17 protein-coding genes are annotated in these 24,235 nt (G+C 50.4%); 5 read left to right on the top strand and 12 right to left on the bottom strand.

The genetic code is table 11. The annotated features are described in order from the left end of the window. Positions 1 to 2: 2 nt before the first annotated feature. The 6 genes from B1748_RS10680 to B1748_RS10655 all read right to left on the bottom strand — a co-directional run bounded on the left by B1748_RS10680 (position 3) and on the right by B1748_RS10655 (position 7,674). On the bottom strand, positions 3 to 1,487 hold the full coding sequence (locus B1748_RS10680) for a hypothetical protein (protein ID WP_087567892.1): 1,485 nt from the start codon (positions 1,485 to 1,487) through the stop codon (positions 3 to 5). Further along, positions 1,487 to 2,338 carry an amidohydrolase family protein gene (locus B1748_RS10675; RefSeq protein WP_087567891.1) on the bottom strand — a complete coding sequence of 284 codons (852 nt, stop codon included), beginning with the start codon at positions 2,336 to 2,338 and terminating at the stop codon, positions 1,487 to 1,489. Before B1748_RS10675 ends, B1748_RS10680 begins: the two co-directional genes overlap by 1 nt. Then, positions 2,335 to 3,120: an amidohydrolase family protein gene (locus tag B1748_RS10670; RefSeq protein WP_087567890.1), complete on the bottom strand. Its 786-nt coding sequence runs from the start codon at positions 3,118 to 3,120 to the stop codon at positions 2,335 to 2,337. Before B1748_RS10670 ends, B1748_RS10675 begins: the two co-directional genes overlap by 4 nt. 16 nt (positions 3,121 to 3,136) lie before the next feature. Beyond that, positions 3,137 to 4,183 carry a phosphotriesterase family protein gene (locus tag B1748_RS10665; RefSeq protein ID WP_179215518.1) on the bottom strand — a complete coding sequence of 349 codons (1,047 nt, stop codon included), beginning with the start codon at positions 4,181 to 4,183 and terminating at the stop codon, positions 3,137 to 3,139. A 93-nt stretch (positions 4,184 to 4,276) separates the two neighbouring features. Beyond that, positions 4,277 to 5,914 (bottom strand): response regulator transcription factor, encoded by a 1,638-nt coding sequence (locus B1748_RS10660; RefSeq protein WP_256975615.1) that lies wholly within the window; start codon positions 5,912 to 5,914, stop codon positions 4,277 to 4,279. 14 nt (positions 5,915 to 5,928) lie between these two features. Continuing rightward, on the bottom strand, positions 5,929 to 7,674 hold the full coding sequence (locus tag B1748_RS10655) for a sensor histidine kinase (RefSeq protein ID WP_179215516.1): 1,746 nt from the start codon (positions 7,672 to 7,674) through the stop codon (positions 5,929 to 5,931). 244 nt (positions 7,675 to 7,918) lie between these two features. Here B1748_RS10655 and B1748_RS10650 point away from each other — a divergent pair, with 244 nt between their 5' ends. Next, entirely contained in the window at positions 7,919 to 8,815 is an 897-nt protein-coding gene (locus B1748_RS10650) for a 3-hydroxyacyl-CoA dehydrogenase family protein (protein ID WP_087567886.1), read from the top strand. A gap of 128 nt (positions 8,816 to 8,943) precedes the next feature. Here the strand turns inward: B1748_RS10650 and B1748_RS10645 are convergent, their stop codons facing one another. The 6 genes from B1748_RS10645 to B1748_RS10620 all read right to left on the bottom strand — a co-directional run bounded on the left by B1748_RS10645 (position 8,944) and on the right by B1748_RS10620 (position 20,377). Beyond that, on the bottom strand, positions 8,944 to 12,759 hold the full coding sequence (locus tag B1748_RS10645; protein WP_087567885.1) for an S-layer homology domain-containing protein: 3,816 nt from the start codon (positions 12,757 to 12,759) through the stop codon (positions 8,944 to 8,946). A gap of 113 nt (positions 12,760 to 12,872) precedes the next feature. Beyond that, positions 12,873 to 15,470 (bottom strand): winged helix-turn-helix domain-containing protein, encoded by a 2,598-nt coding sequence (locus B1748_RS10640; protein ID WP_087567884.1) that lies wholly within the window; start codon positions 15,468 to 15,470, stop codon positions 12,873 to 12,875. 152 nt (positions 15,471 to 15,622) lie between these two features. Continuing rightward, entirely contained in the window at positions 15,623 to 16,849 is a 1,227-nt protein-coding gene (locus tag B1748_RS10635; RefSeq protein WP_179215515.1) for an EAL domain-containing protein, read from the bottom strand. An 8-nt stretch (positions 16,850 to 16,857) separates the two neighbouring features. Then, a complete protein-coding gene (locus B1748_RS10630; protein ID WP_087567882.1) occupies positions 16,858 to 18,315 on the bottom strand; it encodes a GGDEF domain-containing protein in 1,458 nt (485 codons plus the stop codon). A gap of 78 nt (positions 18,316 to 18,393) precedes the next feature. Then, the gene (gene phoU / locus B1748_RS10625; RefSeq protein WP_087567881.1) at positions 18,394 to 19,053 is read right to left on the bottom strand and encodes a phosphate signaling complex protein PhoU; all 660 of its coding nucleotides are present in this window, start codon (positions 19,051 to 19,053) and stop codon (positions 18,394 to 18,396) included. 142 nt (positions 19,054 to 19,195) lie between these two features. Then, on the bottom strand, positions 19,196 to 20,377 hold the full coding sequence (locus tag B1748_RS10620; protein WP_087567880.1) for a methyl-accepting chemotaxis protein: 1,182 nt from the start codon (positions 20,375 to 20,377) through the stop codon (positions 19,196 to 19,198). Between the two features lie 154 nt (positions 20,378 to 20,531). Between B1748_RS10620 and B1748_RS10615 the strand changes: the two genes are divergently transcribed. The 4 genes from B1748_RS10615 (at position 20,532) to B1748_RS10600 (ending at position 24,166) form a co-directional block, all read left to right on the top strand. Next, on the top strand, positions 20,532 to 21,710 hold the full coding sequence (locus B1748_RS10615; RefSeq protein ID WP_087567879.1) for a M20 family metallopeptidase: 1,179 nt from the start codon (positions 20,532 to 20,534) through the stop codon (positions 21,708 to 21,710). A gap of 26 nt (positions 21,711 to 21,736) precedes the next feature. Continuing rightward, entirely contained in the window at positions 21,737 to 22,525 is a 789-nt protein-coding gene (locus B1748_RS10610; RefSeq protein ID WP_087568077.1) for a threonine/serine exporter family protein, read from the top strand. Positions 22,526 to 22,847: 322 nt separating this feature from the next. Further along, on the top strand, positions 22,848 to 23,279 hold the full coding sequence (locus tag B1748_RS10605) for a threonine/serine exporter family protein (RefSeq protein ID WP_087567878.1): 432 nt from the start codon (positions 22,848 to 22,850) through the stop codon (positions 23,277 to 23,279). A 20-nt stretch (positions 23,280 to 23,299) separates the two neighbouring features. Next, positions 23,300 to 24,166, top strand: coding sequence for a helix-turn-helix domain-containing protein (locus B1748_RS10600; RefSeq protein WP_087567877.1), 867 nt, complete (start codon positions 23,300 to 23,302; stop codon positions 24,164 to 24,166). The last annotated feature ends 69 nt before the right edge of the window (positions 24,167 to 24,235 follow it).

The following is a 24,235-nucleotide window of genomic DNA, read 5'->3' as shown; positions in this document are numbered from 1 at the left end:
CCTTAGTAGATCACTTTTCTTATTCCCATAAAATCGGCAATCATCGAAAGTTCCTCCGTAAAGTCGCCGTATGCAATAATACAATGATGAGCAAAGCCTTCCTTGATAAGCGTAGTCAAAAATGGCTTGATTGGAGTATCAAACCTTACAACGCCTGTAATTTCCTCACAAGGAATATTGGTTGGAATATGCAAAGCCTCGGCTTTTACAATAAGCATTTTGTATCCTTCCGCATCAATGATCAGATGACTAATCGTCACTTCTCCGGGCTTAAGTGTATATTCGAAACCAAATCCCGCTCCCTGCAATCCCCATTGTTCAGGCGAACGGTTCACCTTAACCGTATTTCTGTCGGTTGCATAATTGGTATTCGCATAACCATGATGAACCATGAGCAGAGCATTCAGCTCCTCATCATATTCGCCCCACTCGGCATAAGTCGGCATTTGTCCGCTGAGCTCATTCATGATGGTCATGATGATCAGACCATGTACATCCCCCTCGGTATTCACGATATACTTGCCTTCCTCATGGATCATGGTATTGGCCAAGTATGAGGTCGTTCCCGTTTTCTGTTCCACATAATGCTGACCGAGCAGCGTAAGCGCATCCAATCGGAATCGCTCAAGCGTTCTCCGAAGCGCTACGTAAAATCTTGATGATTGATAGACATCGTGATCGCTTAGTCCCACGATATTAAACCTGCTCTTCGTTTCTGCTTCGATCAATTTTATTTCTTCTTCGTCAGCTTGACTAAACTGATCGAGCAAATGGTCGACCTGAATTGCAATAATATTGGGTCCGACCGTTCCCTTGATCATCGTCTTGTCGTATTCGAAATCGTACATGCCTCTGAATACATGGCCAATAACACCGATATTCGTATTTTTTAGTTGATGAAAAACCTTGTATGCCCGTATATACTTCTTTATTTCTCCGTAGGCCGAAGTATCGTGGATTGAACCAACAACAACCTTTAAGTCGGGGTACCATCCCATCTTTCTAAATGTGGCTGCCAATTGAAGACTGGCGATTAAAGCGGAATTTCTAAGAATGTTCTCGTAGTTGGTTTGCAGATTTATTTTATTGCTGGATTGCGTATTGAACAGGAGAACCGGAGCATGACGAATATGCTCCAAAGCCTGGATAGCCATATAATCCGGGCAATAGGTGCCTGCAACATATACGATTATATCGACTCTTTCTTCAGCCAGCTTCTTCCCCGCTTTATCAGCTGCGTCAAGCGTATCAATTAAACCTGGCCAGATAACTGCATCTTGATCCAGTACTTCGCATAAATGGGTATAGACGCAAGTCATATCCTCATTTACATTGGCTCTCATGGTTCCGGGGAACATTCGCCAGTACTCGAAGAAACCTAGCGTGAGCAAACCGATCTTCAATGAGCTGTTTTTCTCTTTTAACGTCAATAAATCACCGAATGTATTGCCTTTAGCCGTTTCAAACGACTCTATGATATCCGACATTAACGATTCAAACCTTTCCTAAGTTGTTTTTTGGCCTGGATGCCCGCGAGCAAGCGAATTGCGTTATGATGGATAATATTTTCGATATCCTGATCGCTAATGCCGGATAGGAGCACGCTGCCCAGCATATAATGGGGGTCATACCAAGGGAAATCGGTTCCAAACAGCACCTTTTCAGAGGAGGCTTCCTGCACCATTTTTAAGATAACCCCATTAAGACGTCCGGTATCGCACAATTCCAAGTAAACATTAGGACGTTCCTTGGCAAGTGAAATCGCATAATCCGTTTCCCCGGGCGCGGAATGACCCAGAAGGAATTGGATATTCTCATATTCGCGTGACAGCTCTGCAATCATCTGCGGAGGATTATATGGACTATGTCCCCATGTATGCGAAAGTAGCAATAAACCGCGTTCGTTCGCAAATTCATATATTTTGCGATACTTCTCCCCGTTAAGCGGATATTTGTGATAGTCCGGAAGAAATTTGAACCCCACAAAACCTTCGAAGCTATCAAATTGTTCCAGATCACGATCCAGATCATGATCATAATGCGGATTTACCGCGTAATAACCATAAACCTTTCCGGGATATTCGCGCATAGCAGCGCGGATATCCGAGTTGCCGCGTATAGGATCAAACAAGGCACTATGCGGCGCCGAGATAATCCACTCGATATTCTGTCTGTCCATCGCCTTGATCATCATTTCCAATTTCGCTTCAGGCAAATAAGTGCCGTAAAAAGCACCCATATGGGTATGCATATCAATGATCGAAATGCTGCTCAAGCGGCCCGTTTCAAAAAACTCTTTCGCCAGAAGCGATTTACTGGTCATTGTTTGCAAACTCATAATTTCACCTCACTCAGCATTCTTTCCGCATTACGATAAGCGATGTTCTCCAGATGTTCGGTTGCAATGCCCGATCCGAAGAGCGTTACTAGTGGACCGCCTATCCCATTGCTCGGAAATTCAGAACCGAAGAGCAAACGTTCCGAACCGAATTTATTGCATATTTCCCTTATCTCTCCGGCTGTCTGCATATCTCCGGTCTCGATATAAAAGTTTTTGTAAGTTTTGAGCAACGGAAATGTCAGGCGAGAATGGCTCCACAAGCCGTAGTTATAGAGAATAACCGTAAGATCCGGGTATTCCTGCAACACTTGGTATATGCCATCCCATCCCTCGCTAGACGACAGGTACAGCGGAATTTGGGCAGCAACGAGTTCTTGCAGAAGATCCCCCATGACAACGCCATTTAACAAATATCGGTTACGTTCCGGATATGCCCTCAGCAATTTTACGCCACTTGCTTTCATTGCCGGGAATAAATGTTCCGGTGCGTACTGTTCTTCCGTAATGGAAGGCAGGATCGTCCATGTAGGAATTAAACGTTCCGGCGCTTTAGCCGTCTCTGCAATCAATGCCCGGTTTCCGTAATCCGGATCGACATCCGCCATCGTATTGTGACCCACTATTGCGCGGTCAACGCCACAATAGTCCATCGCAATTAGCAATTCCTCCGCGTCACGTACTTGTTTCACTTTTTCGCGAACAAGCAAATGCTCATGATTGACGACCTCATAATTAATCGTTTTAAATCCAATGGAGCAACTGCAATCGATAATCCGCATTTTCTCCCCCCCTTTTTTAATCGAATGGATTGTTCAGAAATGTGGCTGGATTGTCGCACATCATCATCCGGATTTGTTCTTGTGTTATCCCTTCGTCTTCCATCATCGGCACGATGTTCGTCAGTATATGGTCGAACCCCCAGCCTCCATACTGATGCAAACAGGTTTTCAGACAGACATCGTTTGATACCAGTATTTGCGACAGATAACCTTCATCGATTAACTGCTTGATCGCTTTTACACGCTCAATATCTCTTGCGAACAAGCCTTGCAGTATACTTCTGTGCCTTCTGTCGGCATAAAACTCCTTGCCGAAATTATCAAATTCGATATATACCCCTTGCTGAAGCAAAGCTCTCAAATAATCCATCCGCAAATCAACATCAATGTGGTTTATGCATATTTTTTCAGTTGAGGCTCCTTGCTCCTTCAGAATCCGGATGACCTCATGTCCTGTTGTGCCCCACAAATAGGTATGCACATGCAGTCCTAATCCCGTTTCCCGCTGAACTAACCCCGCGGCCATCAACGACTTCTCCTCATTGGGATAGATGATTTCGCTCGTGCCGATTTCGCCAATCACTCCTGCTCTAATATTCGTCCCATCTATCCCATAGTTGATCTCCGCCAGCATTTCTTCCGCGATATCCTCCATTGTTTTTGCATCCATATCCGGAGGGTGGGACGCATGGATATAATAACCGCAGCCAGCAACAATTTGGATCCCCGTCTCCCGAGACACGCCCGCAAGCAATACCGGGTCTCTCCCGATATCGCGAAGGGTCAGATCAACAAAAGTACCTCCGCCCGCTTTTTTGAAGGCCAGGAGTTCATCCCTGACAACCTTCTCGTCATCGATCACGGCATTATCCAGCACAGCGTATGGATTGCGCGACAAGTGACCCAAATTAGTCAAACTTACTTTTTCTTGCGCCATTGATTTGGCCGAGATTGTTTGCGGCGACGGCACAAGATTGCGTAAATCAATAAAAGCATGCTCGTGAGGCAGCACCCAGCCGAGATTATCTTTATCTACCTTGCCGGTTACTGTCATTACAGACATGGGCAGTCCTCCCTGCATAAATAACAATCGCCTTACATCATTTATTATAGATAGACTGTTCAAAGGCGGACTACTCACCGATTTCCACTTTTCCTATCTTCTGTCCACCGAATGGATCTCCCTATATTCCTGAGGAGTCATTCCAGTTGCCTTGCGGAAAAATCGGTAGAAATACGGCTCTGACAAAAATCCGACAGCGCTTGAAATTTCATAAATTTTCAAGGATGTTTCTTGCAGCATGGTTTGCGCGTGCACCAACTTTGTTCGGCTAATATAGCTTGACAAGTCCTCTCCCGTACTTTTTTTGTATAACCGGGATAAATACTTTGAATTATGTCCTACGACATCGCCAATTCGCACGAGCGACAGATCTCCGTCCAGATGATGTTGTATGTACTTCTGCACCTTATTTATAACAACGTTTTCCTCATGCTCCATGCCTACTTTCTTTTCGGCAAATATAGTAGACGATAGCTCCTTGAAAAAGTCGGTAATGTCTCCCCACGATGTATGCGCTTCCAATGATGTTAACTTGTTAATATTCGAATGATATCCAACCTCTTCCGAAAAATAGCGATTCATGTGAGAAAGAAATATCGGAACGAGTGAATAATAGATTTCTTGTTCTATCCTAGGTTCATTTGCATGGTCGAAGCCTGTAAGCAGAATGTCGGACAATACCGTTTCAAAATTTTCCTTTTGTCCATTCTGAAGATACAGCCTCAACTGATCCAACTGTTTACCAAGGTGATTGTCATTTAACGATGTTAGCTTGGGCTCGCAAACTTTTTCTTCTTTCTCCTGATACACCCATAGAAACTCCGACCCCAGACCAAGTCCCCGCGACATCCATTTCGTGCATTGCCCGTACACATCGCTAACCCGCGGCCACGGTGTCGGTCTTTCTTGCAAAATGAAAGAAAGCGGCGTACCCAATAAATCCTTGCAGGTTTGTTGAATGAGCTCCAGACTTCCCATTAAAAAGTTTTTGCTGTCTGCCCAAGTAACGAATGGATTTGATGCGGGGATCTTGGGTTGAATAAACCACAACATTCTGCTAGGGTTCAGTTCAACCGGGAGCAAGGCGAGAGATGACTGCAAGTACTCTTGAGCTACATTCTGTATACTGTAGACTAATAAGTTGCGATCATAAATGCTGTATTCCTCTCGAAAGCTGTCGACTCTTACTAAAACCAGCATGACCGGATGATCTGCATGAAGCGGGATTTGCAGCTCGGCGAAATGCTCGGCAAGTCTTGAAATCGAATATAAATCCCCTTGCAATATATGTTGCAAGAACTCCTTTTGCAGCAAAGGGATTGTCTGACGCAACTGTTTGCCCGCCTGCGCGATCAACTCTTGCATCTTGACTTCTTCTTTATTAAGCTCTATCGCCTTTTCCACAGCCTTGAATATGACTTCATCGCCTTCGCCTTTCAGCACATAGTCAATCCCTTGATTCCGCAAAGCATCTCGAATATATTGAAATTCACTGAACCCGGTAAGGATAATAACTTTGCATTGCGGCCATGCTTGATTGATTCGTTTTTGCAGCTCCAGACCATCCATTTCAGGCATTCCTATGTCAGTAATGACGATGTCCATTCTGATTTGCGAAAGCAGCTTTAATGCCTCCGCTGCGGAATGAGCGCCATATACTTCTAATGGCAGCATATCTTGCTGCACAAATAAATCCACCAACCCATTCACGATAATGGATTCATCATCCACGATTAATAGTCGATTCACTTTTCATCTTCCCCTCTATTCGGAATTTCGATCGTTACTTTCAGTCCCCCCAGCTCGCTCCTCTCAAACTGTAAGCCAAATGGTACGCCAAAATAGATTTGAAGCCTGCGATGAACATTGATCAACCCCGTTATTTCTTGTTCATTCATTCCTTCTGCCAGCAGGCTTCTCAAATGATTTAAGTTTGCTTCACTTAACTCGCTGCCGTTATCCTCCACCGATATCAAAAGAGTATCCTGTTGCGTTTTGGCGATATTCACTTGTAGAAGGGCGTTGCTTCCTCTTTTCTCCAGCCCGTACTTGTAAGCATTTTCGATGAGCGGCTGAATGATCATTCTAGGCACTTTGATCTTCCGATAGGACTCGTTAAGAGCGGGCCACTCTATTCGGATACGATCTGCAAAACGTATTTTTTGAATTTCTATGTATACATTTGCATGTTTCCATTCTTCGTCTAAACAAATCTCGTTGACACCGGTTCGTGTCAGGAACAAAAAATACTTTCCTAAAAGATCTGTAAAACGAGTCACATCCGGCAAGCCATAAGAGGCGGCCATTCGATGCAGCATAAATATCGTATTATACAAAAAATGAGGATTGATCTGAGACTGCAATTGCTTTAATTCTGCTTGTTGGGACAATATACGCTGCGTATACACTTCATGGATCAGCTCTCGCAACCGATTTACCATCAAATTGAATTGACCGTACAAATACTGAAATTCATCATGCTTATCGTGTCGTAGCGCCACATTCAGATCTCCAACTTCTACTCTGCGTAATGCACGAACGAATACCTGCAGCGGACGATGGATAATGAGATACATGCGATAAGAAAAAAATAAAACGACAAATATGGCGGCAATCGATAAAAACCAGAAAAGATAGGTAAATCGATTGAGAACTTTAAAAATCTGTCGTTCAGGAACGGCTACCAACAGTGTTGTATCCAAATATTTAGAGCTTCGATAGGCACCCAGATAAGATTGTTCATCCAATGACATATTATAAAATCCGCTTCCATGAAGAAACGTATTTCCTTCCAAAACATCCTGAAAATCAGCAGCTAACCCCACACCGCTTGAAGTATTGGATAACATCCAAGTATTGGCATTATCGATTAGAAAGTACTTTCCATCTTCTTTTGCCGTTATTTGCACCAGAGTTTGCTTCATGCGTTCGGGGGACAAAATGATTTTAAAATAAAAATTCGATCTTGCGCCGGAGTAAGGGGGATCATACAAAGCGAGAATTAATTGTTCTTTCCACACCACAATTCGGGGACTTCTATTGGCATTTGTTTCACGGATCATCAACATTTCGTCTTCCTCCATAGGTTCTAAGTAACTGGAAGCTCGAATTGTTTTTTGAATATTAGGGATGTAAATTTGAACATCTTCTATAAATCGACTCGACTCTTTAAACATAAAAAGTTTATTGGACAATCGTTTAATCGCTGCTAGTCGCTCATATTGCGTTAAAGCAATCGAAACTGTGCTCAGCTTCTGCAAATCTTCATCGGCCAGATAATCCGTTTTCAACTGGGCGATGTGATTAATTTCGGAATCAATCAATTCCGAGTAGGAACTGATTCGCGATTCCATGGAACTTGCAATTTCATTACGAAGTATGGAGCCGCTTGTATGATTAATCGTGAACACCAAAATATAGATGGGCAATATAACAATCAGAAAGAGGAACAATATACGCAGAAATATATTAGGATTTCTAAAAATACTCAAATCTCTCAACTCCATCTGGCCCGTTTTTGAGTTGTTATATTTTTGGTATCATCCAAAATTATATCGCCTCCATTTTCCTCACGACACTACCTTTTTTCTACTTCTACTATCTTTTTTCCACCTGCGAGTTTGGGCGAAAAAGGATATATAGATATTTCGAATAAATCGTATTCTATAAATCTATTATGACTATATTATAGTTTTGAGTAAAATAATAACAGGCGACAGACCAAGGAGGATTCGAATGATCGAGCATATCGGAGTTTTAGGAGCGGGAACGATGGGGTTGGCAATTGCCAGCTTATTCGCGGAGCATGGTTTCGAGGTCTCTCTGTACGAGCCCAATGATGAAATGTTACGTAGCGTAAAAAACCGACTGAACAAAGGGACTTTAAACATCCAGTTAACAAACAATTTCGAGAAAGCGGTTGCAAATGCTGATCTCATTATCGAATGTGTTCCTGAGCAGCTTACCGTCAAACGCGAGGTTTATAGGCAGCTGGCCTCAGCCATCAGGCATGAGGCGATCGTAGCCTCAAACACCTCAACCTTCCCTCTTCAGACATTGGCGCAAGAACTGCCCTTTGCTAATCAAATGGTCATTGTCCATTTTTTTAATCCGGCGCATCTGATTCCGTTAGTCGAAATTGTTGGCTTGCCCGACACACCGCCATCGATCCTGGAAGAGCTCGCGGCTCTGCTGCGGAAATGCGGAAAAACACCCGTTGTGCTAAATAAGGATATCCCTGGCTTTATCGCGAATCGACTACAAGCTGCTTTAATGAGAGAAGCCTGCTACTTGCTGGACAACGGCGTAGCCAATGCCGCACAAATCGATACGGTGGTAAGCGAAGGACTTGGACTTCGATGGGCAATAAAAGGTCCATTTGAGATTGCAGACCTGGGAGGACTTGATATATGGGCCAAAGTGACCGGACAACTTTTCCCAGCATTAAGCATCAGCACCGATACTCCCGGAACAATCGAGAAGATGGTCGCTTGCGGAGATCTCGGAGTTAAGAGCGGCAGCGGCTACTATCAGTATGACGATCCCGCCGCCGCCGCAGCGGACATGAACAAAAATCTACAACGCCTGATTGCTTTGAAACAAAATGGGAATGCTGAGCTAAATGACAACTAATTATGTTCTAACTGGCGACAGAGCCGCCACTAATGATATCCGAGCATGTCATGATGAAAACGTACTAACCCAGTAAATGGAGAACCATATGATTCGTTCAATACGAAAAAATGGTCCTCCTATTTTCTTTACAACAATCGCCCTATAATCGATGCCGCTTCCGCACGGGTCGCGTGAGCCTGGGGTCTTATCGTGTTGTCCGGGTAGCCGGTAATCAGTCCGCTTTCCGCCGCGGCAGCGACTGCTTCCCTCGCCCATTTCGAAATTTTGTTTTGATCCGCAAAAGTTCTAACGGATGGTATAGTCTCCAGTTGCAGAGCATTCATAATCATCATCGTCATTTGCTCGCGCGTAATGGGATCGTCGGGAGCGAACGTATTGTCGTTATAGCCGTGAACAACCCCATAAGCATGAGCCGTCGAGACGGCTTGCTTGGCCCAATGGTTCGCCATGTCGTTAAACGTCTTGCCTTCTTTGTCGGTATAATCCAGTGCTTGAACCAGAATCACGGCGAATTCCGCCCGGGTAATCTCGAGATCAGGCATGAAGCTGCCATCGGTATAACCGTGCAACGCGCCTTTTTCCGCCAATTTCACAATGGACTTCTCCGCCCAATGACCCTGGATATCTGTAAAACGGACGCCTGACTCAGCCTTTTCTTCGGTTACCGCAATGACCGCGAATTTGGTGAAATGGTTGGTCGTTCCGCCTGCGATACCTTTCTCCCAATCTACTTTACGATTATCCAGTGGCATCCACTGGCCGGTTTCTTCATTAAGCCAGCATAGAAGGACTTCCGTCCCTTCATCCCGTACCGATCCGACATCAAATTGGAAATGGATGCCAACGTCTTTATCAAACTCTCCAGCTTGATCCTTCGTAACTTCGAAAACTCTGCTCACCAGTCGTTGTCCGTCGGACAACGGCAGTGTATTTGGATCGGCAACCTCGGTAATCTTCACAAGGATCGTACGGCCGATGGCTCCCGCAGGGAAGATAATTTGGCCCCCGTCAAAAGTAATCGTCTCTCCGTTCATTCCTACCAAATAAGTACCCTTCGGCAGTGGATATCCGCTTGCTCCTGAATTTCCGCCTTCGCTTCCCGTTCGGGATATCAACCGGAACCGATCCGATACCCGAACGCTCTCGTTGCCCGCAGCATCCGACACCCGAATATGCAGGTACCAGTCTCCGTCTACGCCGCTTTTCGCCAGGCCGGTTCCACTCACGAACGGCGTCCAGCCCGAAGACGGGGTCGATGTATCCGTTGTCCAAACATATTGAAGCGTAGAGGCGTTCACGCCACTCGCCGCATCATCTGCCGTTACCGTTGGCGAAGCCGATACAGCCTGCGTTTCGCTGCCGCTTGGCTCATAGACAACCGATGGCGGCGACTTATCGATCTTCACTTCCAGCTCAACGGATACGGTATGGCCCGCTCTGTCCGTAACTTGGAAGGTAAGCGAGTTGGTCCCTTCCTCTGTTATCACGATTGGCGACCCGTTCGTATAAGCTTGCTCCAACCCCCCGTTCAATGAATAAAAAAACTCGACCATGTCGTCGGCTCCCGCCCCGACAATAGCGATTACGGTCACGCTTTGGTTTGTCCAACCCCCGTCCTCATAGTCGCTGGCGTCCGCTTTCTTCATCATGATTCCGATCACCGGCAGCTTATATACAATCTGGCCCGCCAAGCTGCTCATCGGGTTGCCTGCCAGATCGACGATATTGCCCAAAAGAGCATCGTAGGAAAAGATAACTTCCGCCCCTTGCTCGAACGCATCGGATACGGTAAAGGCAAGAGTCTTCGTACTTTCGCCTTCTACATCGATAATAGCTGTGCCGACTCCGTCGGATTCTATCATGACCCCGTCCGCGTCCGTCAAGCGAACTTCTTCATCGAAGTGGAGGAGTATGCGATCAGGCTGCTCGACATCCATTACTGCGCTGACAACTGCAGGGGGAGCGATATCCCGTCCGATATTGCCGATAATGTTTCGCAAAGCGGGATAAACTTTTCCTTCCTCGATGGTCCAAATATGAACGAAATCCCAATCCGGCTCAAACGTTGCCCGTTGCTTCATCTCCGCCGTCGTTCGGGGAGTGCCTTTGTCGGCATCGCCGTGACCGGATGTCTGGCTATTGTAACGACCGGAAATGACGGGTTCGAAATTTCTTCCCACCAGTCCGCCCACGCTGCCTTCGGCAGCCGTGACTTTGCCTACGGAGTAGGCGCGGTTAATGGAGCCGACATTCCGCCCCGCCAGTCCTCCGACTTCAGAGATGCCGTTGACGAACCCGGTACTATAAGCGTCGTTGATCGTTCCCCTTTCGTTGCGCCCAATCAAACCGCCAACGGCAAATCGACCGGCAATGCTGCCGGTCGCAAAGGACTGACTGACGATGCCTCCGATATTGTTCTGTCCAACCACTCCGCCAACATTATTGGTTCCGCTAACGTCGATCGATGAATAGGATTGTGCAATCGTACCTCCATAGCTCTCGCCGACCAGAGCTCCCGTCGAAGACCTCCCGCTGACGAAGCCGCCTTCAAGCCCCACATTTCGTACGACGCCGCCGGAACCGAGATTGCCGAACAGGCCGACGAAATCGGTAGAAGGCCGGTTTATCACCATATTTTCGATCAGATGGTTCGAACCATCGAACTCTGCGACATAAGGATTGCTCATGCTGCCGACCGGCGCAAAACCGGAGCCCTCTCCGTGACGGGTCGCCCACATGTCGGAGCGGCTGCTATCCGTGAACACGGTCTCGAAATCAATGTCCCGGGCCAACGTATAATTTGCTCCTGGATTCATCGCCATCAATTGCAATTGATGCGTATTCGCGACGGTCTGCGACCATTCGGAACGCAGGAACGGCCGCGTCGAACCTTCGACCATGAACCAGACATTCGTGAAATCCCAACCGGAATAACTGCCTGGCACAAGAGCTTGCTCCGTGGCGAGGCCCATCGACGGGCAAGTTACGCCGTAACCATCGGTATTGTTGCCGCAAGCAACGCTCTGTCCGGCAGCCTCCCAATCCCAGAAACTATCTTCGATTAACGCACCATTATTGCTGCCAACCAGACCGCCGGCGTAACCGCTGCCTTTAACGGCGCCGCTGGCGTAAGACTGCCGTATTAAGCCATAATCCGTCATCCCTACCAACCCGCCGGCCGTATCTATACCGCTTACGGCGCCAATCGCATAAGACTGAATGATTGTAGAACCTGCGATAATCCCCGCCAAACCTCCCGCATGCCCCCCGCTAGCGTTAACTTCGCCCGAGGCGTAGGAACGAATGACCTCTGCGCCTTCCAGATTACCCACAAGCCCGCCAACTGCGGAAGTACCGCTAGCAGAACCGGTCGCGTAAGAATCGCTTACCGCACCGTCTTGTCGTCCTGCCAAACCCCCTACATAAACAGAGCCGTTAACAAAGACGCTGGAGTAGGACGAACTGATCGAGCTGCCAGTGACGCCGTACCCTACGAGCCCGCCTGCTGCACTATTCCCGGTAATGGAACCTTCGACAAGGCCGACGTCTCTTATTATTCCGCCGGAGCCGACGATCCCGAACAGACCGACGAAATCGGTCGTTGGCCGATTGACGGTGAGATTCCGGATGACATGTCCCGCTCCGTCGAAAGTTCCAGTGAACGTGCTAGCGGCATTGCCGTTGCCGCCGATCGGCTCGAAACCTTCGCCGTCATTCCAGCCGGCCGTCTCCGAGGCATCGATATCCGCCCCGAGCTTATAATGCGACGTCAAATTATTCCGCACGGCGTCCAACTGTTCCAGCGCCATAACTATATAAGGATTGGCTGGCGAACCATCCCCGGTCATTGCGGCATCCGAGGCGGCGAAAACCTGTAACGGGAAAATTCCCGTCACTAACAGAATGGTCGTTATACATGAGAGGAATTGCTTTAGCTTCATTAGATCCTATCCTTCCTATTGTCGCTCGATAGCGTCGATATATAACGAATTATATCGAATTCCGCTACCCGGCGAACCTAACCGCGGTTATAGGACCGGTTATAGATGAGCCGTTACCCCTGCAATTCTTTGCCCCGTTTAATCGCTTCTATACGGTTTTTTACCTGGAGTTTGCTGTAGATGCGATTGATATGCGCCTTCAGAGTACCCATGCTGATACCAAGCGTTCCGACGATCGCCTGATTGTCCATCCCTTCCTCCATATAGCGAAATACCGTATACTCCTTCGGAGTCAGCAAGGACTCCAACGCGGGGGGTGATTCAATGGACAAGAGCTTGGTTCCACCGTAACATGACAAAATTTTGCGCACATAGGCGAGCGAAGGCGCGTTGTTGTCCCGAATATTTCCTTTCTGCCGCTGCCCGATGTACTCCGAGAGCAGTTCCGCGACCCGCTCGCCTTTGTCTACGAACACGCGGACATAATCGTCGGGTTTGCCGTATTTCAGCGCCTCTTCCAACTTCAGCAGCGCCTCCTCCGGCTTGTCCGCTTGACGCAGCATGATCGCCTGAAGAATTTGAATGTCCAACGCTTCCATCGGACGATGGCCTTTCACCGCTATCAGGAACAGCTTTTCCAATAGAGACCACGCCTCCTGTCGATGACCGGTCTCCATCAACACCCTGCCGAGGAAAATATAAACGAACAACTGGTAGACGGATACCGGATCATCCGCCGAGAGCCTGTAGCGCTCCATCCACCGGACAGCCGCGGAGGGATCGCCCTGGTCCATCCGCAGAGCGGACATCTCCGCTTCGATCAGGATCGACGCGGCTTCCGCTCCATCCTCCAGCGACCTTCGGCAGGCCTCCTCCAGCCATTTCTCGGCTTGCTCGAAGTCTTGCCTGGCTTTGCTGATACGCGACAGGAACAAGCTTGCGGGAACGTACACCTTCTCCGGCTGATAATGAGTCTGGCTGTTGCCCGCGAGTCCCAGCTTCAAATAATGCTCCGCCTGCTCCAGCTCGCCCCTTTCGTAAAACAATTCTCCATAACAAACCAGAATCGAATCCTGCAGGCCCATCAGTCTCATGAAATCGATCATGCTCTTGAAAAAATTGTCCGACAGCTCCCTTGGCAAATGTTTGCCGCGTTTGCCATTGTACGATCGGTAGATGGATGGAGCCAGAGGCATGTAGGGGGATGCGAAAATCAAATCCGTTCCTTCCGGGCTATGTCGAAGCGACAGTCGGATGTATTCCAGTCCCGAAATCATATCCATATCGTACTGGGTCGCCTTGAAATTCCGGACGAAATACAAATAACCCAAATAGCGATTCCTATCCTCCAGGCTCCAGCTTGCCGAAGAGGTCTCAAAGTGCTGCTCGGCCAGTTGCAAATGTTGTTCCGCCGGATCGAGCTCATGAGCCCACAACAAGGAGAAGATGTACGAAAAGTAGAGATATGGATGCTGCATCAGCAGTTGCTCGGGGATGGCAGACAGCCATACTCTGAGCGCCTGAAATTCCCTGCGAATCATAATGCTCCGCATCTGTTCAAGCAGACGTATGGCTTCCGTATATTCGTATCCGGCCAGGTAGTAGTCCACGGCCTCTTCCAACAGCTCGTGCGACTCGCACCATACCGCGGCCGCACGGTTCAGCTCTTCCGTCTTGCCGGGATCGCAGCGTCTTTGCTGCTTCTTCAGAAACTCGCAGAATAGATGATGTAATCGAAACCAGGTCTTGTCCTCATCCAGCGGGATGAGGAACAGGCCGGCGTCAACCAGCTTCGCGAGCTTCTCCGAGCCGTTCTCCCCACCAACCGCTTCGCTCAATGGTCCATTCATCCTCTGAAGTACGGATATGTTCATCAGAAATTGCCGGGTGGGACCATCCAGCGCTTCGAAGACTTCCTCCAGCAGAAACTGCTCGACATGTTTGCCGTTCCCGGAATGGCTGAGTCCGAATTCCGCCGTCCAATCTCCGTGACGCAGTGACAACGAAATCAGCTTCAGTCCCGTCACCCAGCCCTCGGTTATGGCCAGATGCCGCTCAACTTGCTCCCTTCGCATCTCCCGTGCTGCGAAGATCCGGAAGAAGTCCACCGTCTCCCGCAGATCGAAACGAAGCTGCTCGACGTTCATTTCCCGGGTCCACCCCCGACTGATCCATCTCGCCTTCGATAAGCCGGCCAAGCTCCGGCTGGCGAATATAAGATGCACGGAAGGCGGCAGATACTCCAGGAAATACGAAACAGAAGCGATAATGTCCTTATCGGTGATGACATGCCAATCATCCAGCAAGATTGCCAGCGGCTCACGCACGCTGTTCAATTCATTTAGCAGGGCGACGAGAAACGGCTCGTACTGGCCGGGGCTCAATGTGGAGGCAACTGCCCCAATAGAATCGGGCAAGCCCCCGAGCGCCTGCTCGAGCGCCTTCGTCATGTAGTTCCAGAATCGAACCAAGTCATTATCCTTCTCATCCAGCGACAACCATCCGACTGCCGCTTGTACTTGCCGAGCCCAATCGGCGATTAAAGTCGTTTTGCCGTAGCCTGCCGGAGCGATAAGGAAAGTTGCCTTGAAGGATAACCCTTCATTTAATCTCGCTATCAAATGGGGGCGGGGCACGGAATGAGACAGGGGCTGTGGTATATGCAGTTTAGATAAGAGCACCGTATAGTTGTCGTTCTTCTCGCGGTTCATGAAAACCATCCTCGTCACAGTTTCTATGTATTTTACCATTCTACACCTATTGCAACTGTAGGGGGAGACTTCCGCAAACCTTGGAAAAGAAAAAACAGCCTCCCCCATAACGGAGAAACTGGTCATTTTTGATCGTAACAAAGCTCATGCAATCATGCCGGAAATGGCGCCGGCCGTCCCAGCAGATAACCTTGCGCGAACGGGATTCCCATGTGGAGCAGCTTGTCCAGCTCCTCCTTGCGTTCGATGCCTTCGGCAATCAATTCCGCGCCGATCTTGCCGGCTACATCCTGCAGCGTCGTCAGGATATGCTCCTTCACTTCGTCCTTATGTATGTTCTGAATGATTGACCGGTCTACCTTCATGTAATCCGGTCTCAGCTCCACGATGGATTGCAGCGAGGAATAGCCCGCTCCCACATCGTCGATTGCGATGCGGTAGCCTTGGCTGCGATAATGCTGAAGCGCCTTCTTAACGGAAGGATAGTCTTCGATGGAGCTGCGCTCCGTAATTTCGAAAACGACCTGATGCGGGGACAGATGATGCTCCTCCAGCAGACTGATCGTGCGGCCCGGCGAGAAACGCGGGTCCTCCATAATTTGCGCCATGACATTGATAAACAGCTTCTGTCCTTGTCCAAGCCTCAAACATCCGTCGATCGCCAGCTCCCGCGCCATACGATCCAGCCGATAGACGCCGCCGCTTTCCTCCGCGAACCGGAACAGATCCATGGGCCCCCGGAAGTAGTTGTTGACGGGCAGACGGGTCAATGCTTCATAGCCGAACACTTCGCCTTGCTTAAGCGAGAAGATGGGCTGATATACGGGGTATAACGATCTTGCGGTTAGCAGCTCCTTAAAATAACTGTCCCGAAGCAACCGTTCGGCGCCGCCTTCGACTTGGGCGTTTACGATCGCCTGCTTCATGGCTTCGTAATACAGTCCGTCTACGCATGATTCCGACTCGCATGCCAGAGCGCCTAATCCGACGCGAAGCTTGCCGCCAGGATGAAAGCCGGACAGTCTCTCCCGCTCTTCGCGGAAGGCTAGTTCAAGTCTGTTCGCCGTACGTACCGCATGCGCGCTCAATTCGTACTCCGGATGTTCTTCGTCGTTCGAATGGAATTGGAACGAAATGAACAGGTCATTCGCCAACCATTGGTGGTGACCCCGAACGTCGGACGACGGTACGAATTCGCCGATCGAACGTTCCGCGAAGCTCGCCCAGGCTTGCTGCAGCTCTCCACGCTCTGTCTTGCTCGTCCTCGCATCCGGACTTGTCCCGTCCCACATTAATCCGATCACGGCCAAGTAATTACGCCGCTGCGGCTGGGCAGAAAGGCCTCTTTGCCCGCTCCCCCATACTTCGTGCTGCTCCATCAATAATCTCACTTCTCTCTCGGCTGGCTGTTTTTCCATTCACCGGCGACATACACGCTGCCCTTGATCGATTTGGCTCTTTTCTTCAATCTGGCTGCACTTACGGATATATCCTCCAGGTTCATCTCTCCGGTACCGTCGCATTGGAGCAGCGATAAGGACAAGGTGACGCCATTCTGCTCCACCTTCTGTCCTTGACGATTCTCCACGACGGAAATATCGACTCCGCCATAATACCGATGGACGCCGCCGTCGAAAGCTTCGATCAAACGCTCGCATACTCTTTCCGCGTACGGAGGATCCACGACGCCAATGAAGTCGTCACCGCCGATATGACCTACAAAAAATTGCCGGCTGTCGCTGTTTGCGAACTCTCCTACCATAAGCTCGGCCAAGTATCGAATCAGCTCGTCACCGCGGGCGAAGCCGAAACAATCGTTAAACCATTTGAAATAATCCAGATCCGCGTATACGACCGAAAACGGCTCCCGATTCGCGATTCTGCGCGATAATTCCGCTTCAATCCCCGAGTTGCCCGGCAATCCCGTCAAAGGATTCGCAATTCGGGCTTCCTCGGTGCGGAGTGCCGTCATGCACTCCAGAATGCCTCGGATCGTCGCCGCTCCCATGACGATGCCATCCTTGACCATCACGACAATATCGTACAATCTGGACTCATCCCTTGACATCGCCAGCTGAGACACCCTCTCGACCGGCGTATATTCTTCGACGATAAGCGGATCGCGATCCATAACAAGCTCAACGGAACGGCTGGCATACAAGGCATGACCGAATTGGCCGGCCAGCTGCTGATAGAGCCGATCTCTCATGATGACCCCGGCTGGGCGGCTATCCTTAACGATAATGACGCCTTGCACGTTCGGATTGGCGTCGAACAAATTGGCGACTTCGGATACTTTCGCGTTGCATTCGAACAAGGGGACGGGAGAGGCGAGCTTCCCGATCGGATAGCCGCTTCCGATCTCGCCGCGATTGCCCTTGGCGGCAATCGCGGGCTCGCTTGTGCCCAAAGTCAGGTGACGCTCTCCTCTTTCCACCGCCTCTTGAATGCGGCTTAACAAGTGGGCTTCCGCCATCTCCGGCGTCGTCATCGGTCGCGTCCATGCAGCTCCGACTCCGAAACGTCTCGCCCCGCCGTCGGAGAAGCCGCTGCTTGAGAGCGTTCCTCCTGACAGCCTTTGGAGCTCCTCCGTCACTCGCTGGACGATCGCCTCGGTCGAGATTCCGGCAGCGGATATTTCAAGCCAATACAAGATACCGGATTCCAATGATTGCTTCCAGAATACGCCTGGCTCGCTTGCAGCCCACTTTTCGATCGCTAAGGCCGTTTCATGCTGCGCCGGCATGAACTCTACGTACAGAGCGACCACGCCGCCGGTCTTCCAGCGATCCATGACAACGCTAACCAATGCTTCGTGCAACAATCCCGTTCCGACCTTACTCACGACTATCCCCTCGATCCTCGGGTGCGCCACACCGCTGTCAGATGCCCCGCAGTGCCGATATTGCTGCCGCGTTACGACCTATTGGTTCAGATCGGGACGCTCGCTTGTCACCAGGTACACAACGCTTTCCCCGATATTCGTCGCATGGTCGCCGAAGCGCTCCAAATGTCTGCTGACGAAGCTGAGCAGCGAAGCCTGTGCGATGTTGCGCGGATTTTCCATCATAAGCATCATCAATTCGCGCGTAATTTGGCCATACAACGCATCGACCTGATCATCGTCCTTGGCCATTTTGTACGCCAAATCCACGTTTTCGTTGATGAAGGATTGAATCGATTCGTACGTCATCGTGGCGACGATCTCTGCCATGCGCGGCAGATCGATCAATGGCTTTATCAGCGGCTGACCTTCCAGTCGAAGCACCGTCTTCGCGATATCGACGGACAAATCTCCCATTCGCTCCAGATCGCTCGCGATGCGGAACGCGGACAGGATTCGTCTAAGATCCTTGGCCACCGGCTGCTGGGTCGCAATCAATTTCGCGCCGAGCTCCATAATTTTTTCTTCCATTGCATTAAGCTGGTGATCGGCTTCGATTACCTCTTTCGCGCGCGCCGTGTCGACGTTTTTTAATGCGGATACTGCTTCAGCCAACGCTTTCTCAACAAAATTGCCCATCTCGACAATCCACTGATGAAGATTTTCCAAACCGTGATCAAATTCTTTTCTGACCGTCATTGTTAATATGCCTCCCCGAATCGATGAACTGGATTCCCAGCCTGTATTTTACTCGCAGATTGTTAATGGAGCATTTCTCGTTTGTTAAGCGGAAGTAAAAACAATCTGAACCGCGCTTTCCCCCCCATCCGCTAAGCTGTGATCAGGAGTAAGTTTGGCGCAGCCGCTCCATCTCCTGCGAGACTTGAGCAGACAATTCATGGGCCTTCTCCGCCAGCTCTCCAATCGTCTGCGAGCTGGCGCGGTTGTCCGCCGCCGATTTAAATATCTCCTGAAAGACGATGTCCGCCGCTTCCACGCTGTTTACGCTGGACGCCGTCTGTCTCCGGCCTGCTTCAACAAGCTCGACGGCCTTGACGATGGACTGCACAATGTTGTTGGTAATGGCCGTAATTTCAATAGCGGACTTCTTGGTCTGGTCTGCCAAGTTCATAATTTCTCCCGCTACAACGGAGAAACCGCGGCCATATTGCCCCGCCCTCGCCGCTTCGATCGAAGCGTTGATCGCAAGGATGTTGCACTGCTCCGCCAGCTCCTTGATCAGCTTCGACACCGCGCTTATCGAGCCCGTCTCGCGCTCCAGCTCCTTCATTCGTTCGGCTTGCCGAACGGAGCTGTTTTCGATACTTTGGAATGATTCCTTGATGCTGTTTAACTCGGTCTTGCCCTGAAGGGTTAAATCCACCATTCTCATGGATAAAGTGTCACCGAGCTGCACAGAATCGCGAACGCTCTCTACAGCTTCATCGATGCCGTTGATCCGCTCTTTCGCAGAAAGCAGCGTCTCCTTCTGCGCTTCCATCGCCTGCAATTGAAGCTCCTTGGAGAGACGGAGCAGATCGCTGACGGCCAGCACGCCTTCATACCGCCCATTGGAGACGAGAACGATGCAATCGTACAACGAATCCCCCTGACGGGACATGGCCAAATCAATGATCTCCCGGGGATCCGAGTCAATATCGACGATGATCGGGGCCGTATCCGAAAGTCCGAGGGCCGGTTTATTGTAGAACAAGGCGACACTGTATCGATGGGCAAGCTTGTACGAGAACCGGTTGCGCATCGCGAGTCCGCTGATGTTGCCGGAGTTGCTGACCATGACGATGCATTCGCAATCGCCTTGCTCCTGGAACATCTCGAGCAGATCTTTGCATAATGAGTCTTCATGAACGACTGGAGCCGATCTTGCGAAATCACGGAGACGGATGATCCCCGTCTTTGACTTGGACATGGATGGAGACTGCAACATGATCGGCTTCGTCTCCAATACCGGTTCTTCCGTACTGGATCCTGCCGTATTCCGACTTATCATCGTTGTCGTCATGATTCAATCCTCCTATTGACAAAGAATGTTTTATCGAATTATAGACCTATTGCATTATCCCGATTTCATGGCACTGTTATCGGAATGTTAAATGTAGCGCTCGTCCAATATGTTATAATGGAAGTTGATAATCGGGTGAAGGATGGTTGCAACGATGAGTAAACAATTGGCATTAGCCGTCATTGAACAACAAGCGGACGCGTTCCGCGACATAGCGACAAAAATCGGCAGGCAGCCCGAGCTTGGCCATCAAGAATATTTTGCATCGGGACTGTTGACCGACATGCTTGCCCTGGCGGGGTTCGAGGTCGAGAAAGGCGTGTTGGGACTGGAAACAGCCTTTCTCGCCGTCTACGATACCGGCAAGCCCGGCGCGGTCGTCGCCTTTCTTTGCGAGTACGACGCTCTGGAAGGGCTTGGCCATGCATGCGGCCACCATCTCATCGGTACGATGAGCGCCGCAGCGGCCATTGGACTTAAGGCTGTCGCCGATGAGCTCGGCGGCGTTATCCGCGTCTACGGCACGCCGGCCGAAGAGACAAAAGGCGCTAAGGTGCCGATGGCGGAAGCCGGTCTGTTCGACGACTGCGATATCGCGCTGATGGCGCATCCCTATCACAGCTTCGAGCGCTCCGGACAATCGCTGGCGCTGGATCCCGTCCGCTTCGAATTTAGCGGGCTCGCCGCGCATGCTGCGGCAAGTCCGCATGAAGGCATTAACGCGCTGGACGCGGTTCTTGCGCTGTTCGGCAGCGTCAATGCCCTTCGCCAGCAGACCCGCAGCGATGCCCGCATTCACGGCATTATCGACAACGGCGGCACGGCGCCCAACATTATTCCGGACTATGCGTCGGCGAAGTTTTACGTGCGTTCTGCTTCGCGGGCTTACACGAACGAGCTGACGGCCAAGGTCAAACGATGCGCGGAAGCTGCCGCGCTTGCGACTGGCTGCGGGCTCCAGGTGAGCAGCTACGAATATTCCTACGACGAGCTGATGACAAACGAGATTTTGTCCGAAACGTTTATGAGCAATCTCGCCCAGGCAGGCATCGCACCGGAAGAAGTGCAGGACGGCAAGGATCACGGCTCGCTTGATCTTGGCAACGTGTCGAAGCGCTGTCCGGCCATTCACCCTTATGTGAAAATCGTCGAGGACCGGCTCTTGCTGCATACGGAGGCGTTCCGGGATGCGGCCATGACCGATGCGGCGCTGGACAGGATGCTCGTCGGAGCCAAGCTGCTGGCGGCAACGGCTTATGACGTCATGGCGGACGGCGAGCTTCGGGCGGCCATACGCGAGGAATTCCGCCAGCGGACGTCGACAGCGTTATGACGTTAGACACGACAACGGATTTGACGATGCCAGCAGGTACGTCTGCGCATACATTAGCTGACATAACGCCAGAGCAAACACATGTCATTACGCAGACCTGCCTGCTCGCCGGCAAAATTATTTTGCAGAACGGCGGCGAGACGTACCGCGTGGAGGATACGATGGTGCGAATCGCCGCCGCTTACGGCATCGAGCAGTCCCATAGCTTTGTGACGCCGACGGGGCTGATCTTCGCGATCGACGGAGCTTCGCATGTGACGCGGCTGATCCGGATCTCGGAGCGCAACACCAACCTGAGCAAAGTAGCCATGGTCAACGACATCTCGAGACGAATCAGCGGCGGCGATCTAGGGCCGAATGAGGCTTATACGCTGCTAAAGGAGATCGATGCGGCCAAACATGAGTATCACCCCGGACTTAAGGTGCTGGCCGCGGCCGTAGCCAGCGGATGCTTTCTTATTATGTTCAGGGGAGGGTGGCATGACTTCTTCCCCGTATTCGTGACGGGCGGTTCCGGGTTTCTGTTTTTCCTGTTTATTCATCGGATCGTGCCGATCAAGTTTTTCGCGGAATTTCTGACCGCTCTGATTATCGGCAGTCTGGCGGTCGGCGCGGTCAAGCTTGGATTCGGCCATGATCTCGACAAGATCATCATCGGCTCCGTTATGCCTCTGGTGCCGGGACTGCATATTACGAACGCCGTCCGGGATCTGATGGCCGGACATCTCGTTTCGGGCTTGTCCAAGGGGGCCGAGGCGTTTTTGACCGCCTTCGCGATCGGGTCCGGCATCGCTGCTATTTTGTCTATTTTCTAATAAGGTAGTTCAAAAAGTCCGCTTTTGATCACGAAGTATGCCAAGAAGCCTACTCGACATCGAATATTGAATTCAGGCGAAACTAAGCGTATGCTTTCGAAGTATGTTTCCTCCGGAAACATTGCAGGTGCTCACGTAGCTTCCACTACGCTCCGCTCCTCAGTTTCTACCTTCATCCAATCTTCTACAGCGTTTTTGAAAAAAACGCAGCATCGGAAGCATACGCTCATGTGCTGAAAACCGAACTTTTTGAACTTTCACTTCTGGGCAGTACGAATGTGTTGTGTTGCACTTATCATGTTACTTAGGAGCGCCTGTCGGCATGGAAATTGTCTATCAGCTCGTAACGAGCTTCATCTCGTCCGCCCTGTTCGGATTTATATTCAACTCGCCGATCCGTCAGCTGGCCCGCTGCGGCTTCGTCGGCATGTCCGGCTGGCTGGCTTATTATATCTGCATCGAGCTTGGTCTCGACGTTATCCCGGCAACGCTGATCGCCGCGTTCCTCGTCACCGTCCTCAGCCAGCTGTTCGCCAAGCTGTACAAGACGCCGATCATCATATTCAGCGTCGCCGGCATTATTCCGCTCGTTCCGGGCGGCCTCGCCTACGATGCCATGCGGCATGTCGTCGAGGATCAATACGATACCGCCGTGCAGCTAGGGGTAAAAGCGTTTATGATATCGGGCGCCATCGCGATCGGTCTCATTTTCTCCGAGGTCATCAATCAAATTATACGGCGAACGGCTCGCTGATTAGACGGGAGGGGCCCTTATTGGACGCATTCAACGAGAAGGTCCGTTACGAGAATCCTCTGCTGTCGGTTCGTATTTTCCGAACGCAGCGCGAGGGTTCGGATTTTACGAATTGGCATTATCATAAGCAGCTTGAGCTGCTGCTTATTTTGAGCGGTCATCTGGATGTCTATCTGGAGCAGGACAGCTATCATCTGGGTCCAGGCGACCTGGTCATCATCGGGGCATCCGAGCTGCATCGGGACAAAAGCGAGATGCTTCTCGATTACATCGTGCTGCAGTTCGACCTGGAGCAGTTTTTCGACCATAGCTCCATCCCTTATATTCGTTACTTCTCGGCAACCCATGCGCCGCTTTCCAAGGCGAATTATATTTTTGAGGAGAATGCTGCAGTAAAGGCGGAGATTGCGACTTGCGTCACGCGCATACTGGACGAAGCGACGGGCAAATCGACGGGGTACGAGCTTGCGGCGAGCATTTTGATCAAACAAATATTGCTGCATCTTCTCCGGAACGACACGCGCAAAATGCTGATCGAGCAGGACAACTTCGACAAGGTGCGGCTGAAGCCCGTGCTCGACTACGTGGAGAACCATTTGACGGACCGGATACAGGTCGAAGAGGTGTGCAAGATCGCCAATATGAGCTACTACTACTTCGTCAAATATTTCAAAAAAACGATCGGGCTCTCCTTCACGGAATACGTTAATTACCGCAAAGTGAAGTGGGCCGAACGGATTCTGCTTACGAAGGATCTGAGCATCTCCGAGGTTGGCGAGCGAATCGGCATGCCGAATATGGCCCACTTCTACAAGATGTTCAAAAAGTACAACGATTGCTCGCCCAAGCAATTCCAGCGCAAGATGCTGACTTGGCAGCGGAATTGATGCTTTGCGCGGGCTATCGCTCTCGCCAAGGCAGGCTGCGCTTCTTTAGCCCGACTTTTTCGGGCTATT

Source organism: Paenibacillus sp. MY03, from assembly GCF_002165585.1.
Taxonomy (GTDB): domain Bacteria; phylum Bacillota; class Bacilli; order Paenibacillales; family Paenibacillaceae; genus Pristimantibacillus; species Pristimantibacillus agaridevorans.
Note: the sequence above shows the minus strand (reverse complement) of the source record. Positions and strands in the feature narration are given on the sequence as shown.

Coding starts and splice junctions, on each gene's coding strand:
- B1748_RS10610 (WP_087568077.1), top strand. CDS start 21,737: ATGCCAGCAGGTACGTCTGCGCATACATTAGCTGACATAACGCCAGAG.
- B1748_RS10635 (WP_179215515.1), bottom strand. CDS start 16,849: ATGGAGCAGCACGAAGTATGGGGGAGCGGGCAAAGAGGCCTTTCTGCC.
- B1748_RS10615 (WP_087567879.1), top strand. CDS start 20,532: ATGAGTAAACAATTGGCATTAGCCGTCATTGAACAACAAGCGGACGCG.
- B1748_RS10620 (WP_087567880.1), bottom strand. CDS start 20,377: ATGACGACAACGATGATAAGTCGGAATACGGCAGGATCCAGTACGGAA.
- B1748_RS10675 (WP_087567891.1), bottom strand. CDS start 2,338: ATGAGTTTGCAAACAATGACCAGTAAATCGCTTCTGGCGAAAGAGTTT.
- phoU (WP_087567881.1), bottom strand. CDS start 19,053: ATGACGGTCAGAAAAGAATTTGATCACGGTTTGGAAAATCTTCATCAG.
- B1748_RS10650 (WP_087567886.1), top strand. CDS start 7,919: ATGATCGAGCATATCGGAGTTTTAGGAGCGGGAACGATGGGGTTGGCA.
- B1748_RS10670 (WP_087567890.1), bottom strand. CDS start 3,120: ATGCGGATTATCGATTGCAGTTGCTCCATTGGATTTAAAACGATTAAT.
- B1748_RS10645 (WP_087567885.1), bottom strand. CDS start 12,759: ATGAAGCTAAAGCAATTCCTCTCATGTATAACGACCATTCTGTTAGTG.
- B1748_RS10665 (WP_179215518.1), bottom strand. CDS start 4,183: ATGTCTGTAATGACAGTAACCGGCAAGGTAGATAAAGATAATCTCGGC.
- B1748_RS10605 (WP_087567878.1), top strand. CDS start 22,848: ATGGAAATTGTCTATCAGCTCGTAACGAGCTTCATCTCGTCCGCCCTG.
- B1748_RS10680 (WP_087567892.1), bottom strand. CDS start 1,487: ATGTCGGATATCATAGAGTCGTTTGAAACGGCTAAAGGCAATACATTC.
- B1748_RS10640 (WP_087567884.1), bottom strand. CDS start 15,470: ATGAACCGCGAGAAGAACGACAACTATACGGTGCTCTTATCTAAACTG.